Origin of the sequence: Microbulbifer sp. MCCC 1A16149, assembly GCF_050368945.1 — a bacterium.
In the GTDB taxonomy this organism is placed as follows: Bacteria; Pseudomonadota; Gammaproteobacteria; order Pseudomonadales; family Cellvibrionaceae; genus Microbulbifer.
In genome coordinates this window covers 1,988,496-2,004,924 of sequence record NZ_CP185959.1, presented here as the reverse complement: position 1 = coordinate 2,004,924, position 16,429 = coordinate 1,988,496, and the positions used below count along the sequence as shown (strand labels likewise).

The following is a 16,429-nucleotide window of genomic DNA, read 5'->3' as shown; positions in this document are numbered from 1 at the left end:
ATGGCAGGTTTCTTTATTGATCGCCCGATTTTTGCGTGGGTGATGGCGATCGTGGTGATGCTGTTCGGCAGCCTCGCGATCACCAAATTGCCTGTAGAACGCTACCCGGATATCGCACCGCCCGTGGTTTCCATCTCGGCGGCATATCCCGGTGCTTCGGCGAAAGTGATTGAGGATACGGTCACCCAGGTGATCGAGCAGAATATGAAAGGGCTGGACGGCCTGATCTATATGTCGGCCACCAGTGAATCCATTGGTACCGTCGGTATCACGCTGACGTTTGAAAACGGCACCGATCCGGATATCGCCCAGGTTCAGGTGCAGAACAAACTGCAGCTGGCCATGCCGTTACTGCCGGAAGAGGTGCAACGCCAGGGTATTACCGTCGGCAAGGGCCGCAGTGGTTTCCTGCTGGTGGCCGGTTTTGTCTCTTCTGACGGCAGTATGGAAAAGGCCGACATCGCTGACTTTGTTGTCTCCAACGTGGTCGATCCACTGAGCCGTGTACCCGGCGTCGGTAGCATTCAGGTGTTTGGTTCTAAATACGCTATGCGTATCTGGCTGGATCCGAACAAGCTGGATGCCTATAAACTGGCCCCCACCGACATCATTGCCGCGGTTCGCAACCAGAACCAGCAGGTTGCCATCGGCAGTCTGGGCGGTACTCCGGCGGTGCAGGGGCAGCAGCTGACCGCGAGCATTACGGCGCAGAGCCGTATGCAAACCCCGGAAGAATTCCGCAATGTGGTGATCCGCGCGAATACCGACGGCTCCCTGCTCAGGCTGGGTGACGTGGCGCGTGTTGAACTGGGTGCGGAAAGCTACGGCAACATCACCCGCTATAACCGTGCGCCGGCAACGGGCATCGCGGTTTCCCTGGCTACAGGCGCGAATGCGCTGGACACTGCGGAGGCGGTCAAGGCGAAGCTCGAGGAACTGAAACCCAATTTCCCGGCGGGCCTGAAAACCGTGATTCCGTTCGACACCACGCCATTTGTAAAGGTGTCGATCGAGGGTGTGATGCATACTCTGATCGAAGCCGTTGTGCTGGTATTCCTGGTAATGCTGCTGTTCCTGCAGAATTTGCGGGCAACCATCATCCCGACGATCGCCGTCCCGGTTGTATTGCTCGGTACCTTCGGCGTGCTCTCGCTGATGGGTTTCTCCGTCAATATGCTGACCATGTTTGCCATGGTGCTGGCGATCGGCCTGCTGGTGGATGACGCCATCGTTGTGGTGGAGAACGTCGAGCGGGTGATGCACGAAGAGAATCTGTCGCCCAAGGAAGCCACCAAAAAATCCATGAAGCAGATTACCGGCGCCCTCGTTGGTATCGGTGTGGTGCTTTCTGCGGTATTCGTACCCATGGCGTTTATGGACGGTTCCACCGGGGTTATTTACCGCCAGTTCTCGGCGACCATCGTTGCCGCTATGGCGTTCTCTGTATTGGTGGCGATCGTGCTGACCCCGGCATTGTGCGCGACCATGCTTAAGCCGGGCTCTCACGCAACTGACAAAGGGTTCTTTGGCTGGTTTAACCGCAAGTTTGATCGCGGTGCGAAATCTTACCAGCGCGGTGTGCGCGGCATTCTCGCGCGCAGTGGCCGCTTTATGCTGATCTTCGCGCTCCTCGCTGGTGTCATGGTGTTCCTGTTTATGCGCTCCCCAAGCTCCTTCCTGCCGGAAGAAGACCAGGGCGTACTTTTTTCGCTGATCCAGACTCCGGTTGGCGCGACCCAGGAGCGCACCATGGAATCCGTGAGCAAGGTGGAAGATCACTTCCTAAACAACGAGAGCGATCTGGTGGAGTCCGTGTTCTCGGTGCAGGGCTTCAGCTTTGCGGGTAGCGGCCAGAACAATGCGATGGCCTTTATCAAGCTGAAAGACTGGGACGAGCGCGAGGAAGATTCCGAGCAGGCTCAGTCGGTTGCCATGCGCGGCATGGGAGCCCTCAGCCAGATCAAGGATGCGATCGCCTACGCGTTTTCGCCGCCGGCACTGCCGGAGCTGGGCACCTCTGCTGGCTTTGCCATGTACCTGAAGGACAATGCCAACCAGGGGCACGAAGCCTTGATTGCGGCGCGCAACCAGCTGCTCGGTATGGCGGCGCAGAGCCCGCTGTTAACCGGCGTGCGTCCCAATGGCCAGGAGGATACGCCGCAGTTCCGCCTGAAGGTGAACAATGCCAAAGCGGCTTCGCTGGGTGTTTCGATTGGTGATATCAACAGTACGCTGGGCGTAGCCTGGGGCGGTCAGTACATCGATGACTTTATCGACCGCGGCCGCATCAAGCGTGTCTACATGCAGGCTGATGCACCGTTCCGGATGGATCCCGAAGACTTCCGCCTGTGGTCTGTGCGTAACAACAACGGCGAGATGGTGCCTGTATCTTCCTTTGCCAGTTTTGACTGGGAGTACGGTTCCCCGCGGCTCGAACGCTACAACGGTGTTCCCGCGCTGCAGATCCAGGGGCAGGGCGCCGCAGGCGTGAGCTCCGGTGAAGCCATGGCGGAAATGGAACGTCTGGTGAGCCAGCTGCCGGAAGGCTTTGGTCTGGAGTGGACTGCGCTTTCCTATCAGGAACAGCAGGCGGGTTCGCAGACCACGCTGCTGTATGCGCTGTCGATTCTGATCGTGTTCCTGTGTCTGGCTGCGCTGTACGAAAGCTGGACCGTGCCGACCGCCGTACTGCTGGTTGCGCCGCTGGGTATTCTCGGTGCTGTCCTCGCCAGCTACCTGCGCGGCTTCGACCGGGACATCTACTTCCAGGTGGCGATGCTGACCACTGTGGGCTTGACCAGTAAAAACGCGATCCTGATTGTGGAGTTTGCCAAGCAGAATCTGGAAGCGGGTATGGAGCTGATAGAGGCCACCATGCACGCGGTACGCGACCGCCTGCGCCCGATCATCATGACCTCGCTGGCCTTTGGCCTGGGTGTGCTGCCGCTGGCACTCGCCACCGGCGCTGGCTCCGGTGCACAGCAGGCGATTGGTACCGGCGTACTGGGTGGCATGATCGTAGGTACGCTACTGGGTATTTTCTTTATTCCGCTGTTCTTCGTGGTGGTACAGAAGCTATTCGGTGGCCGCAAGGCAATCGAGACAGAAAGCCGCTTCACCGATTCGCTGGCTCTTGAAAAAGAGGTCCAGGAAAAGCGGGAAACGACTACAGACCCCGCGTAATCAGTCGACCAGTCTGTAAACCTTGGCCGGGCCTAGCGCAAGCAGCCCGGCCTTTTTTTGTCTGGTCAACGGACGATGGCCACGGATTTGATCTGTGCCCACAGGGTGCTGCCAGTATCGAGTGATAACTGATGCGCGGAGCGACGGGTGATGCGTGCGATCAGGCGCGATACGCTGGCATCGCCGGGTGTTGCGGATTCTGAATGTGGCTTCAGGCGGATCAGCAGCATGGCTGGATCGCGATCCGGACAGATCTCCTCCACCTGAACTGGCAATCGGTTCAGGATACTGGATTGCATGTCCTCCTCCCGCGTCAGACTTATGTCTCGCGCGAGCACCCGAACGCGAATCGAATCCCCGACTTGTTCTCCGGTATCCCGCAACCACAGGCTGCCACCGTCAAAGTTGGCACTGAGCAGGTTCCACTGGCGGTCCCGCTGCGCGATCTCTGCTTCAAGCAGTACGCCCAGGTCGTCTCCCAGCTGTACCGGAAAGTCCGCGCGGGAGAGCAGTGCGGTTGCCGGCCCCTCATTAATGATCTTTCCTTCGTCCATCAACAGCAGGTGATCTGCGAGCCGCGCCACTTCCTCTACGGAGTGGCTTACGTACAGGATCGGGATTTCCAGGGAGCGGTGCAGTTTTTCAAGGTAGGGAAGAATCTCCCGTTTGCGCATCTGGTCGAGGGAGGCCAGCGGCTCATCCATTAACAGCAGGCGCGGTTTGATCAATAGAGCGCGGGCAATGGCCACCCTTTGCTGTTCGCCACCGGATAGCGCTTCCGGTTTCTGGGATAACAGTCGGGTAATACCCATCAACTCTGTGATTTCCCGGTACTCATCGTCAGATACCTTTTGCCAGGCACGCTTGCGTGCAAACAGCAGGTTTTCTCCCGCGCTCAGGTGTGGGAACAGACTCGGCTGCTGAAAAACAAGCCCCAGCGGCCGACGGTGAACAGGCCGTGAATTTCGTTGATTTCCCGAGGACTGCCAGGTGTCACCATTTACCGCCAGGCTGCCGTTCTCGCAGGGTTGCAGGCCGGCAATACAGCGGAGCAGGGTGGTTTTGCCGCAACCGGAAGGACCGAAGATTCCGGTTACCCCGCGTCCGGGTAGATCCAGTTGCACGTCCAGGGCGAAAGGCGCGCGACCATCACTTCGTGGCAAATAGAAATGGCCCTGAATGCCCTGTCCGGATGTCGGCTTATATCCCATAGCGCATACCCCGCGACGAATTGCGGTGTTGCAGCAGGTAGAGCAGGAGTAACACGGCAAACGAAAAGCCGATCATTGCCGCCGACAGCCAGTGCGCCTGGGTATATTCCAGTGCTTCCACATGGTCGTAAATTTGCACGGAAACCACCCGGGTCTCACCGGGAATATTCCCACCGATCATCAGTACAACCCCAAATTCCCCGACGGTGTGCGCAAAACCCAGTACTGCCGCGGTAAGCATTCCCGGCTTGGCTAGCGGCAGTGTCACATGCCAGAAGGTGTCCCACGGGCTGGCACGCAGTGTGGCCGCCACTTCAGCGTGGCGAGCACCTTGTGCCTCTATGGCGTTTTGAATGGGCTGTACCACAAACGGTAGTGAGTAGAGCAACGACGCGAAAACGAGCCCCCAGAAAGTGAACGGCAAGGTGCCGAGTCCCAGGGCTTCGGTAAACTTTCCCATGGGACCACTGGGGCCCATAAATACCAGCAGATAAAAGCCCAGTACCGTGGGAGGGAGTACCAGCGGCAGTGCCACCAGTGCGCTCACCGGTCCTTTGATTATCGAGCGGGTCCTTGCTAGCCACAGTGCCAGAGGTGTACCCAGAATCAGCAGCAGAATGGTCACCGTGGTAGCGAGCCGTAAGGTTAACCAGATGGCGCCGAGGTCGGATTCACTCAGCATGGCTGTGTTCCCCCTGGACTGCTGAGTAACCGTAAGCGGCCATGATCGCTCGCGCCTGCGGGCCCTGGATAAATGCCCAGAATTCCGCGAGCGCCGGGTTATCGGCTGCGCGTTTAAGTACGACGGCATCCTGCTTGATCGGTGTGTACAGGGATTGCGGAACAATCCAGGCGGAGCCCTCCACAATTTCACCATTGCGCATCACCTGGGACAGCGCGACAAACCCGAGATCGGCATTACCACTGGCCGCGAACTGATAGGTCTGGGAGATATTCTCGCCCTGTACCCAGCGGGACCGGGTGTCCGCATCCAGGTGCATGTTGTGCAGCACCTGTTGTGCCGCCGCACCATAGGGCGCGAGTTTCGGATTCGCGAGGGCGAGCTTGTTGAATCGCGTGGTTTTCAGAATTGTGCCGCTGTTGTCTACCAGATCGCTATGTGTGGACCACAACACCAGCTTCCCCTCCGCGTAGGTGATCAGAGAGTCTGTCTCTGCCAGACCCTCGCTGATCAGGCGTGCGGTCTTCTCCTGGTCGGCGGAGAAAAATGCATCGAATGGGGCGCCATGGCGGATTTGCGCGTAGATCTTCCCTGAAGAGCCAAAGGCCATCTTTATCTTGTGGTTGCTGGTCGCCTCGTATCGGGCGGCGATTGCCTGCATCGGGGCGGTGAAGTTAGAGGCGACCGCAATGGTCACCTCGTCTGCAACGGCCGTCGCCGCAGTCAGCGTCGCTGTCGCGCTGGTGAGCAGCGCCATAACTCCGATTCTCAAGCTGTGCCTGTACCGAAGCAGGTGCCGGCGAAGGCCGTGGAATTGCATATGCATCTGTGTACCAATTGACCACAATCGGGTGTCGCACCACCCAGTATTCGCTATATGGTTGGCGATACGTCGGGATTCCGCAAGCTCTGCGCGACTCGGGCCCGTGTATACAAGGTCGCGACACGCCGCAAGGCCGGTTTACAGTTGGAAATGGGCTGGGTTTTAATGCTCCGGATACCCTTGGATCAGGTCGTGAAAAACCGGGTGTAAGAAAGTCGCGTTAACATCGACCTATCCCCACTGCCGCCACCACATTCGTTGCCCATAGCGGCGCGAATTGCCTGAGCCACGATAGATGTCCAACAACAATACCGCCCCCGAAAAGCCCGCAAGTTCCTCAACCGAGGACGCCAAGGGGGCTGCCGGGGAAGCAGAATCGCTTTCCGATCCCCGGTTTCTCGAGGCGCTGCGCAGCCAGATGATCCGGTTTGCCCGGCTGCAGCTGCGCGACGAGCATCAGGCGGAAGATGCTGTGCAGGAAGCATTGGCCGGCGCGCTCAAGAATGCGGATTCATTTGCCCGGCAGTCCGCGCTGCGCACCTGGGTGTTCTCCATTCTCAAATACAAGATTGCCGATATCTTGCGCTACCGACAGCGGGTGATCGCCACCAGCGAGCTGGGAGATGCAGAGCGTCAGGATCAGGTATTTATCGATGGCCTGTTCAAGGCCAATGGACACTGGCATCGCGCGGAGAGACCCACGAGCTGGAGCGGTCCTCAGGGCGGCGTCCAGAGCGAGCATTTCTGGCGAGTGTTTGATGCGTGTCTTAACGGACTGCCCGAGAAACAGGCAAGGGTATTCATGATGCGCGAGTTCATCGAATTGGAATCCCGCGAAATCTGCGATCAACTGGGCCTTTCCACCAGCAATCTTCACGTATTGCTGTACCGGGCGAGACTGCGTTTGCGGGAATGTCTGGAGAACAGCTGGTTCAACGCCTCGACAAGCGGGGAATCTGACCACACGGCAGCAACGAAAGAAGGAGATCGCCAGTGATGCAATGTAAACAGGCCACCCAGTTGCTGTCACTGCGACAGGAGCGTCCCCTGAATCGCCGTGAAAAATTCAGCCTGCAGTTTCATCTTATGCTGTGTAAGGGGTGCAGGAACTTCGCAGCGCAGGTTGACTCCCTGCGCGCGATCTCCAGAGGCTACGCCAAGGGCCAGCCTCCATCGTCAGACGAAAGCGAATCCAAGTAACTGGAAACGCTAACCGGCTGTTCACCCGGCATGGGAAAGATCTGCGGATTCCAGACTGCGGTCGGAATCGCCATACCAGAAACGGTAATAATCCTCGGTCACTTTCTGCTCGATCTCCGAAGCATCTTCCCGCGGACAGAACAGGGTAATGGTGAGCACGTCGTGGCCCAGCTCGCTGGTGCTGACCTTGATTTTCGGTTCGGTGCCCGCCAGATCAACACCCATGCGGCTCTCGATCAACTTGCAGTAGCGTTCTGCCACTTCCTTGAACGATTCACAGTGCTCCAGCACCCGCTCGGTAATGAACGGCTTGATGTCGAACGGGTTCTTGCCCTTGCTCTCGCGCACGATGGAAAACGAGTGCTCGATATAGCGGCGCATAAAGTTAAGGTTTCTAACCGGTTGGGTGAAGAACACGTTGTTGGGTACATACAGGGTGGTGCCGGTATAGCCGTTACCGAGCCCGTGGGGATCGATCTCCAGCAGCGTGGTGCTCAGCCAATTGTTGTCGATGACTTCCCCGAACTGGTCTCCAATCCGCACCCAGTCGCCGATGGTAAAAGACCGCATGCTCGCCTGGTAAATGCCGCCCACCAGGCACGCCACTACGTCGCGTAAAGCGATCACGATCGCCACAGAAAAAGCGGCGATGGACAGGGCAAAATCGCGCAGCTCCGAGACCCAGATGGCAAATAGCCCGATGACAATTATCAGGTTGGCGAAGTTATGCACCATATGTACCCGGCGACGGATGTCCTGGCGCTGCCAGCTAGACCGTCGAAACAGCACTACCAGCAGGTAGCGACACAGCAGCACTGCAGCAATCAGCAGCAGGCTCCAGGCCAGTTTGTTTTCGAGGAATTGGCGCAGGACTTCAGTGTTCATCAAGGGCTCGGCAATGCTGTGCAGGGAAGGGCGAAGATGTCCCGCGGTGGCGGGAACTCTTGAAAGTATGGCGTGCCGGGCTGAAGCCCGGGCAAAACTTGGCGGGAGTGTATCCGAGTCGATGAAATTGCCGCAACCGGGATTCGTCCATTTTGCGGATCAGTTGAAGGCTCGCGGCTGAGCAGGCTTCCTAGTCCAGTAGTGTCGCCATTTTCTCCATCAAAATATGCGCCGCATTATCGGTAAACCGGCGTCCTTCATCGATATATTCCCGCACGGTGGCGTCACTCTTCCAGCCGCCCTGTTTTTTGATCAGTTCAAATTCCACCTTCTCCCGCGCCGCCGAAGTGGACATCCCGCGGCGGAAGCTGTGGCTACTGAGGGTTTCCACAAAGTCGAAACCGCAGTCGGTGCCCAGCTTCTTCAGCAGGGTGTTTACAGATCCCGCGCCGAGCTGGGTGTTCTGAACCTGATCCCAGCGGTTGATGCTGCGGAACACGGGTCCTTCCTCTATAGCAGCACACTGAAGCCAGGCTCGAAGCGCGGTGGGCGGGCATACGCTGTCAGGCCCGAAGGGCAGTGCTCGGCTCAATCCTTGACCCTGCTGGTCGGTCTTGGAGCGCGGAATCCGCACGATCACTCCCTCATCTTCCCAGTGCAGATCTTCGACCTGAATCGCCACCAGTTCGCTGCGGCGAAATGCGCCGAAGTACCCCATCAGCACCAGTGCCAGGTCGCGGCGGGACTTTTTAGAGTCGGGCAGGGCGCGAATGGATTGCGCAATCGCGGCAATGTGCTCGGGACGCAGTGCTTTGGCTTTCTGCTTGGGGCGTCCTTGAAGTCGCCGGATGCCGTTCATCGTCTTGCGCACCACAGGATCTGCCGCCGGGTTCGCCATCCCCTGGTACAGGTGCCATTGACCGATTGCAGTGAGGTGCATCTCCAGGGTCCGCGGATTCACCGAGTTGCTGCGCTCTATCAGGTAGCGCACCAGCACCTGGCTATCTGTGGGTAGTCTCCCACCCCATTTCTCGAACTGCCGGATTGCGGAGCGGTAGGCCGTGCGAGTGCGATCCGACGTGGCTGCCTGTAGATACGCCTGCAATCTACTGCGATAAGCCGAAGGGGAGAATTCGGTTGGATTGCCGAGATCCTGACTGCTTCTTGTGTCGCGGTGTGTGGGAGAGGGGGCAAGGTGTTCTGGCAGGTCTGCGTCCAGGTCATCCATGTTGTTCTCACTTGTACTGCCTGTTTTTCCAAGGGCGGGTTGCTGGAGCGGAGGGCCCCTTGAGCCGGGCGCTGTACCGGACCGCTGGCTCAGTTGTTCGATTGTTACATTCATAACTCACGATAAGTTTGATTATCGTGAGTTAGAAAGTTTTTCTCAAGGTCGCCCTTAAAGGTAAAAAGTATGTAATATTACGTACCACGTAATACGGTATTAAATTCTCGCTACGAAATAATTAAAGGGTGGGCATATGGCGCGGGCAGGCGTTGGCTATATCGATGTGGTAAAGGCGGCGGAATCCCTCAGGGAGAGGGGGGATGAACCGACGGTGGATCGGGTGCGAAATGAGCTGGGTACCGGCAGCAAAAGCACGATTGCCCCTCTGTTGAAGCGCTGGCGACAGGAAACCGGGAAAGGCATTTCGGACAATCACGGGCTGCCTGTTGATCTAGTGGATGCGGTGAAGGCATTACACCAGCGGGTACATCAGGAAGCCGAAACGAAGATCCAGCAGATCAGTGAGTCCTGTAAGGCAGAGACCACGGCACTCGGGGAAGAGCTGGCCGCTGTACGGGCCCAATTGGCCAGTCGAAACACAGAGCTGGAAAAGTTGGAGCAAAAGTTGCAGGAGTCCAGTGGTCACTGTCAGCAACTGGAGGAAAGTTTGGCCGAGACGCAGGCTGCGCTGGCAAAAAGTGAGTTTCTGAGGGAGCAGGGAGATACGCGAATTGCAGAGCTTCAGGGCACTATCGGGGATCTGAAGCAAGAGAATCGCGATGTTCGCCAGCATTTTGAGCATTTTCAGCAACAGATTGCGGATGACCGACAATTGGAGCGGGATCAGTTCCGATTAACCAGCGACCAGCTCAGGCAGCAGCTTGCAGAAGCGAATGAACAGCTGAACACAAGCGTTGCCAAGCTGGAGAGTAGCCAGGCCAATGCTGAAGCGTTGCGGGTACACAAACTCGAACTGGAATCAGAGCGCGCACAGTGGATGCGTCGGGAGTCAGAATTTGAAGCCGGGCAGCAAAGGCAGGCACAGGCGCTTGATGAGTTGCGGTCACAATTGGGCAACAGGTCCCGCGAAGCAGAAGTGCTACAAGGCGAACTGGCTTCGGAGCGCGCACGCAATGAAGCCTATGTAAAAGAAATAGAATTACGCGGCAATGTATTCGACCGGTACGAGCAGGAAATGCTGGCGGTAAAGAAACAGCTTGCTGCGGTAGAGGCAGAGAATCGGCAGGTATTACAGGATAAGGCCATTCTTCAGGGGCAATTTGTACAGCTGCAACAATCCCTTGCGGGGGCCAACGTAGAATAGGCCTGATTCGATTCGAAGATTCCATTCCACAGTAATAAAGGGAAAGCAGTTATGGAAAAGCCTCGTGACCATCAGCTCAGCATGAGTGTCCTGATGACGCCAGACATGGCCAACTTTACCGGCAAGGTTCACGGTGGAGAGTTACTGTCATATCTGGACAAAGTGGCCTACGCTTGCGCCAGTCGCTACGCGGGCCGATATGTTGTGACACTTTCAGTAGACCGGGTCATGTTTCGTCAATCAATCAATGTCGGCGAGCTGGTGACTTTTCTTGCTTCGGTAAATTACACCGGCAACACCTCGTTAGAGGTGGGTATTAAAGTGGTGACCGAAGACATTCGCACCCGCGTGGTCCGACATACCAACAGTTGCTATTTGACCATGGTGGCATTGGATGATGACGGTAAGCCGGTAAAGGTACCACCGTTCAAGCCACAAACCCTGGTAGAAAAACAGCGCTTTGAGGCGGCCATGCTGCGCCGCAAACTGCTGCACGAACAGGAAGCGGCCCACGAGGCTATCAAAGAAAAAGTACGGGGATTTCAGTTTGAGGTCAGCGAATAATCGCGGATAGGGGAATTGTCATCGTTCTCCACTCAAGGTGTTCCAAGAGTTCCTAAAATCTCCGTCAATAAAAGCGCTGCTGATGACGATGGCAGAGCACACTCACTAATGCACGGTGATTCACCGGGTGGGGAGCCCAGATCATGCAAGACTTTGTGTTACAAGCTAGTGACCTTGGGATACTGATCCAAACAATTCGCGCCGAAGGGTATCGGTTACTGGGCCCGGTTGTACGAAACAATTCGGTCACCTGCGGTGAAATCGAGACCAGTTCCGACCTGAATACTGGGCCGGATTTGCGGCCTCGCTCTGGTAGATTCACTTATTTCGACCACGCAGCCGGTCTTCAGGCTTGGAACAAGTCCTTGCAATTCCCCTGGCGGAGGCTTGCCCATACGGATGCTGGTGAGGGGTGTCTTCCAATCACAAAAATCATTGAGGATTCGCAGCCGCTGGCAATTCTCGGGATACGCAGCTGCGAGCTACACGCGATTACCGGGTCGGATTGCGGGCTGGGAAAGGTACCGCATCGTGAGGGGCGTTCCGCGCCCTTGAATCGAGACTTTTTCTCGGTTTCTGTCAATTGCGCGCCCGCAAGGGATGCGTGCATTTGTAGCGCGATGGGACCGGAATCGGAAGGAGAAGTGAACCCACCCGGGGATCTGGTCATGACCGAAGTGTGTGACACCCATGACCACTATTTTCTTATCGGCAGTGATTCCTACCGCGGTGCCCAGATTCTGCAACAGCTGCCGGTGACGCCCGCGTCGGCATATCAACTCGAGCTCGCACGAAAAGTGGCCCAACCCGCGGTGGTTAGCGCGGAGCCCGAGTTGCCAGGTTTCAAGCAGTTGGTCTCTCGTACATAGGCTGATCAGACACACTCGAAAGCTACTGTTCCCGCCGGATAACTTCCACTCCGTCGGCAATCCGCTCGCTGGGGTGAAGTACGACAATCTCTCCAGGCTCAACCCCAGACAGTACCTCGGCCACCTGCCCGTTATTATGGCCGACTTCAATTTCCGTGCGCACCGCACGATCTCCAATGACCCGAAACAGCGCCCAGGATTTCTGATGTCGGAAGAGGGTGCCGGTGGGTACCTGAACTACGTTCTGCGCGCGCCAGGTTTCGATTGCTGCATCCACCCGATAGCCATGACCGAGTCGAGACCAGGTTTCCCTGGGATCGACAAAATCCACGATCACATTGACCCGCTGTTCTTCGATCCCCAGGGCGGAGATTTTGGTAAAGCCGTAGGGCTCTATCAGCCGCACTCGGCCATTCAGTGGTGAGTCGCCGCCCCAGTTGGTGATATTGACCGGTGCACCGGGTTGTACCCTGACGGCATCTCGGGAGAGCAGATCGATTACAATCTCCAGCTCTCCGGGATTGCCGATTTCCAGAAGTGGGGTGCCAACCGGCACAACTCGCTCGCTTTCCTGTAGCAACCTGAGTACGCGACCGGAAACCGGTGCGGTGACCTGCACGATTTTTTCCTTATCCAATACCGGCTCGCCCGGTTGGGGCTCGATCAATGCCGCGCGGGCATTCTCCAGTTCTCCCTCACTTACCCGTTCCGCAGCGCGGGCGGTATCCAGTGCGGCCTCGGCGCTATCCAGCGCAAGCTCGATGCGCTCAACCTCAACCTTGGAGATATGTCCCTTCACGGCCAGCTTACGCGCGCGCTTGGCATCGGCCCGGGCGAAATTAAGCCGGGCTTCCGCATCCCGACGTTCTGCACTGGAAAGCTTGAGCCCGGCTTCCGCGCTGCGGATGGCAGCCTGTGCCTGGCTGCGCCCGCGTTCATCGAGAAACTGCGGGTGGGTAGGTAGCAATTCCACGAGCGGCGTGGTCCCCGTTTTCACTTTATCGCCCACTTCACTTTGTATACGAAGCAGGTAGCCCGTGACCGGTGCGGAAACCACGAACACATCGTGTACCCGGGTATACCCCTCATCGGTGACCGCTACCTGCATGGGACCGCGGGTCACTTCGGTCATATCGACGGGCACCGGCTTGGGGGAAAATGCGTAGATAAAAAACGCCACCAGGCCGAGAATTATCCCGAGACCGGTGATACGTTTGAACAGCTTGCGGCCCATGGCGCTCCTGAGTCCCATATCCTTGGCTCACTCGCGAGTTTTCAGTACCGAGATCAAGTCAAGCTTGTGAATACGCCGGTTTACCAACATGCCGGAGAATATCGCCGAAAGCAGTACCACCAATGCGGCGTATCCATAAGTGGAGGGACTGATGATCAGAGGAATGCGGAACAATTCCGTATCGAATGACTGTACCAGAGTCCAGGCGAGTAAATAGCCGAGCAGGGCACCCAAAGGCAAGGCGAATACCGTCAGCAACGCGAGTTCTCCCAGTAGGATGTACGAAACCTCTCCGCGGGTAAGCCCGAGCACCCGCAGACTGGCGAGCTCGCGCCCGCGCTCCGAAAGGGATATCCGGGCGCTGTTGTACACCACCCCAAGCGCGATCAATCCGGCAAACAGGGTATTGAAAAAAACAAAGGTGCCGAGACTCTCCTGTATGGTCTCGTAAAACGCATCCTGGGCCTGCTCCTGCAAGCTGACGCCGGCGACCACAGGGGTGTTCTTGAGTGCGCGATAAAACGCATCAGTTTGCTCGGGATCGATCAACAGGTAGGTTCCCGAGATTACCATGTCATCCCGTAACATCCGATTCATTGCGGCAAGATCCATATAGGCTGCGGTGCCCATATAGGTTTTCACGATTCCACTGACCATGACATCGACTTCAGGGCGGCGTCCGGTGCGCACCTCCAGTCGCAGGCTTTCCCCGGTCTGGATATCCAGTAGCTCCGCCAGCTTGTCGGACAGCACGATGCCCGAGTCGGGCAAGGGAACCGGGTTCATGTCCGTATCCACCACGCGGCTTAAATCTGCACGCGGGATGAGACCGATAACGGCTTCGCGGCGATTGCGGGGACCATTGCGTAAAACCGCCGGAATGGCGCGAAACGGTTCAGCACTCAGGGCACCCGGTGCGTGCAGCACATCCTGCAAAGCGCGAATATTTCGCGGCTCGACAAAATTGACCGTCACATCCTGGCGGTCAATCACGTTAAAGCTGATATCTACCATCACCATCATCGCGTCCAGAGAAAAGCTCGAGCCAATCAACAGCCCCATCGACATCGCGATGCCGATACAGGTCATGGCTGCTCGTTTTGGCCAGCGGTAGAGGTGGCGCAGGATCATCCGCGAGGGCTGGTCAATACCGCGTGTAATATGCTCAAGACCACGCGTGAGTGTCCCAAACCAGCGTCCCGACCGGCTGTAATCCGGGGGTGGTGGCGGAACCATTGCTACCGCTGGATCCAGTCGCACCACTTTGCGCACCGCGGTAAATGTACCTGCGGCGGATACCAGCAAGCTGAAACCTATGCCTACAAGGTAGACGTCAGGCGGCGCGCGAAACAGTAGAAACGGGAATTTGAAATAGTCCATGTACATGCGCGCCAGGCCATGCCCGAGCCACAAGCCGAGGGCGATACCGATCACAATGCCCAGGAGCGTGATTACCCCGACCATTTTCAGGTAATGCATGGCTACCGAACGGTTGCTGTAGCCGAAGGCCTTAAGCAAGCCGATCTGCTCCCGTTCCGTATCCACCAGTCTTCCAATGACGACATTCAGAAGAAAGGCAGCCACCAGTAGAAAGATAGGGGGTAACAGGCGCCCCATGGTTTCGAGCTGGTCGATTTCATTGGTCAGGAATTGATCGGAGATTTGCTGGTCGCGTCCGTACGCGCCGGTGGCACCGTAACGTTTCAATAAAAGGTCCAGCTGGTCGAGCAGTGCCTCTTCGCGATCACCGGTGGAGGTGAGCAACACCACTTCATTGAAGGCGCCGTCCAGATCGAACGCATTGGCCAGGGCGTCGCGGTTCATCCACAGCACGCCAAAGCGCTTCTTGTCGGGCACAATTTCCCCGGGAGAAATCGCGTACACATATTCCGGGGATAGCGCTATGCCGCTAATTGTCAGCTGTTTTTTAGTGCCGTTGAGAATTGCATAGAGATGATCTCCGGGTTGCAGGCCGTGGGCTTCCGCAAAGGCCTCCAGTGCAAGGACTTCTTCTTCTCGTACAGGGTCCGGATAGCGCCCTCGACGCAAGACAAAGTCGTTGATATGTGGCCCGCGAATAAAGGGCAGGGACTGTATTTCGCCGGTAATCGGCGCTGCGGCGCGCTCGACGTCGAGAATGACACCCGCGCGAATGCGGGTTTCCGCACGGCGTACACCGGGGAGCTCGGTGATATGTGCAAGCTGTGCGTTGGGCGCACGTTTCACCGGTGCCCAGACATCGGCAAACCGGTAGCGTTCGTAATACGCCGCGCGGGTATCTGCCAGTGATGCCAGCATGCCTTTCGACATCAGGTACATGCCGATACCGCAGCCAATTACAACGGCGATGGCCAGTGCCTGGCCTTTGATGGCCCAGAGATCCCGCGCGAGTTTGCGGTCCAGTGGCCTCAGAAACTCAATCACAGGGCGACTACCAGCTCAGCTCTGCCGGTGCGCATGGATGCGAATTGGTTTCGGTGTGTTGTATCTGACCGTCTGCCATCGTCAGGATACGGTCGGCCATTCTGGCGATGGCGGCGTTATGGGTGATCACCATGGTGGTGGTGCCCAGTTCACGATTTACCCGCGCAATGGCTTCGAGTACAACGATGCCGGTTTTACTGTCCAATGCCCCGGTTGGCTCGTCGCACAGCAGTACTCGCGGTTGTTTGGCGATCGCGCGGGCGATAGCCACTCGCTGTTGTTCCCCCCCAGAGAGTTGGGCGGGAAAGTGATCCATTCGCTTGCCCAGCCCCACCAGCTCCAGCGCCTGTTCAGGCGTCATCGGGTGCCGGGCGATCTCCGTCACCAGTGCCACATTCTCACGCGCGGTTAGGCTCGGGATGAGGTTGTAAAACTGGAAGACAAAACCCACAAATTCGCGACGGAACTGTGTCAGGTGACGGTCATCGAATCCGGTCAATTCGTCCTGATCGAAAAACACCTCGCCCGCAGAAGGCGAATCAAGGCCTCCCAGTATATTCAGAAGGGTGGACTTGCCACTGCCGGAGGGGCCGAGTAGCACGACCATTTCACCGCGCAGCACCGAAAGACTCACCCCCCGGAGCGCATATACGGTGGACTCTCCACTGCCATAGGTTTTGGTGAGGCCCTCTGCCCGAATCGCGGGATACTTGTCTTCACTCATCAAGGGGCTCCGATTTTCTGAATATTCCAGTTCGCGATACCGTTTGACGGTACGCTGCCTAAGCGGGGTACTGCGCTCGTT

At 57.3% G+C, this 16,429-nt stretch carries 14 protein-coding genes; 6 read left to right on the top strand and 8 right to left on the bottom strand.

Going from position 1 to position 16,429, the window contains the following annotated elements:
- Window positions 1-3,183, top strand: a complete 3,183-nt coding sequence (locus ACONT6_RS08530; RefSeq protein ID WP_428821289.1) for an efflux RND transporter permease subunit — start codon at window positions 1-3, stop codon at window positions 3,181-3,183.
- A 65-nt stretch (window positions 3,184-3,248) separates the two neighbouring features.
- Here ACONT6_RS08530 and modC read toward each other — a convergent pair whose 3' ends face one another.
- The 3 genes from modC to modA are packed head-to-tail and all read right to left on the bottom strand — an operon-like array spanning window position 3,249 to window position 5,833.
- Window positions 3,249-4,394, bottom strand: coding sequence for a molybdenum ABC transporter ATP-binding protein (gene modC, locus ACONT6_RS08525; protein ID WP_428821288.1), 1,146 nt, complete (start codon window positions 4,392-4,394; stop codon window positions 3,249-3,251).
- Window positions 4,384-5,076 carry a molybdate ABC transporter permease subunit gene (gene modB / locus ACONT6_RS08520; protein ID WP_428821287.1) on the bottom strand — a complete coding sequence of 231 codons (693 nt, stop codon included), beginning with the start codon at window positions 5,074-5,076 and terminating at the stop codon, window positions 4,384-4,386. The genes modC and modB overlap by 11 nt, the downstream gene beginning before the upstream one ends.
- Window positions 5,066-5,833 (bottom strand): molybdate ABC transporter substrate-binding protein, encoded by a 768-nt coding sequence (gene modA, locus ACONT6_RS08515; RefSeq protein ID WP_428821286.1) that lies wholly within the window; start codon window positions 5,831-5,833, stop codon window positions 5,066-5,068. Before modA ends, modB begins: the two co-directional genes overlap by 11 nt.
- Before the next feature lie 361 nt (window positions 5,834-6,194).
- Between modA and ACONT6_RS08510 the strand changes: the two genes are divergently transcribed.
- A complete protein-coding gene (locus ACONT6_RS08510; RefSeq protein ID WP_428821285.1) occupies window positions 6,195-6,896 on the top strand; it encodes an RNA polymerase factor sigma-70 in 702 nt (233 codons plus the stop codon).
- Window positions 6,896-7,099, top strand: coding sequence for a zf-HC2 domain-containing protein (locus tag ACONT6_RS08505; RefSeq protein ID WP_428821284.1), 204 nt, complete (start codon window positions 6,896-6,898; stop codon window positions 7,097-7,099). Before ACONT6_RS08510 ends, ACONT6_RS08505 begins: the two co-directional genes overlap by 1 nt.
- A gap of 21 nt (window positions 7,100-7,120) precedes the next feature.
- Here the strand turns inward: ACONT6_RS08505 and ACONT6_RS08500 are convergent, their stop codons facing one another.
- Both ACONT6_RS08500 and ACONT6_RS08495 read right to left on the bottom strand, forming a co-directional pair.
- Window positions 7,121-7,984: a mechanosensitive ion channel family protein gene (locus ACONT6_RS08500; protein ID WP_428821283.1), complete on the bottom strand. Its 864-nt coding sequence runs from the start codon at window positions 7,982-7,984 to the stop codon at window positions 7,121-7,123.
- Window positions 7,985-8,174: 190 nt separating this feature from the next.
- Window positions 8,175-9,212, bottom strand: coding sequence for a site-specific integrase (locus ACONT6_RS08495; RefSeq protein WP_428821282.1), 1,038 nt, complete (start codon window positions 9,210-9,212; stop codon window positions 8,175-8,177).
- A gap of 250 nt (window positions 9,213-9,462) precedes the next feature.
- Between ACONT6_RS08495 and ACONT6_RS08490 the strand changes: the two genes are divergently transcribed.
- The 3 genes from ACONT6_RS08490 (at window position 9,463) to ACONT6_RS08480 (ending at window position 11,966) form a co-directional block, all read left to right on the top strand.
- A complete protein-coding gene (locus tag ACONT6_RS08490; protein WP_428821281.1) occupies window positions 9,463-10,533 on the top strand; it encodes a DNA-binding protein in 1,071 nt (356 codons plus the stop codon).
- A gap of 51 nt (window positions 10,534-10,584) precedes the next feature.
- A complete protein-coding gene (locus ACONT6_RS08485) occupies window positions 10,585-11,097 on the top strand; it encodes an acyl-CoA thioesterase (RefSeq protein WP_181253149.1) in 513 nt (170 codons plus the stop codon).
- Window positions 11,098-11,741: 644 nt separating this feature from the next.
- A complete protein-coding gene (locus tag ACONT6_RS08480) occupies window positions 11,742-11,966 on the top strand; it encodes a hypothetical protein (protein ID WP_428821280.1) in 225 nt (74 codons plus the stop codon).
- 22 nt (window positions 11,967-11,988) lie between these two features.
- Here the strand turns inward: ACONT6_RS08480 and ACONT6_RS08475 are convergent, their stop codons facing one another.
- Genes ACONT6_RS08475 through ACONT6_RS08465 form a run of 3 tightly spaced genes read right to left on the bottom strand, consistent with a single transcriptional unit; the run spans window position 11,989 to window position 16,348 of the window.
- The gene (locus tag ACONT6_RS08475; RefSeq protein ID WP_428821279.1) at window positions 11,989-13,218 is read right to left on the bottom strand and encodes an efflux RND transporter periplasmic adaptor subunit; all 1,230 of its coding nucleotides are present in this window, start codon (window positions 13,216-13,218) and stop codon (window positions 11,989-11,991) included.
- Window positions 13,219-13,227: 9 nt separating this feature from the next.
- Window positions 13,228-15,624 carry an ABC transporter permease gene (locus ACONT6_RS08470; protein ID WP_428821278.1) on the bottom strand — a complete coding sequence of 799 codons (2,397 nt, stop codon included), beginning with the start codon at window positions 15,622-15,624 and terminating at the stop codon, window positions 13,228-13,230.
- A gap of 7 nt (window positions 15,625-15,631) precedes the next feature.
- Window positions 15,632-16,348 (bottom strand): ABC transporter ATP-binding protein, encoded by a 717-nt coding sequence (locus tag ACONT6_RS08465; RefSeq protein ID WP_428821277.1) that lies wholly within the window; start codon window positions 16,346-16,348, stop codon window positions 15,632-15,634.
- Window positions 16,349-16,429 lie beyond the last annotated feature (81 nt).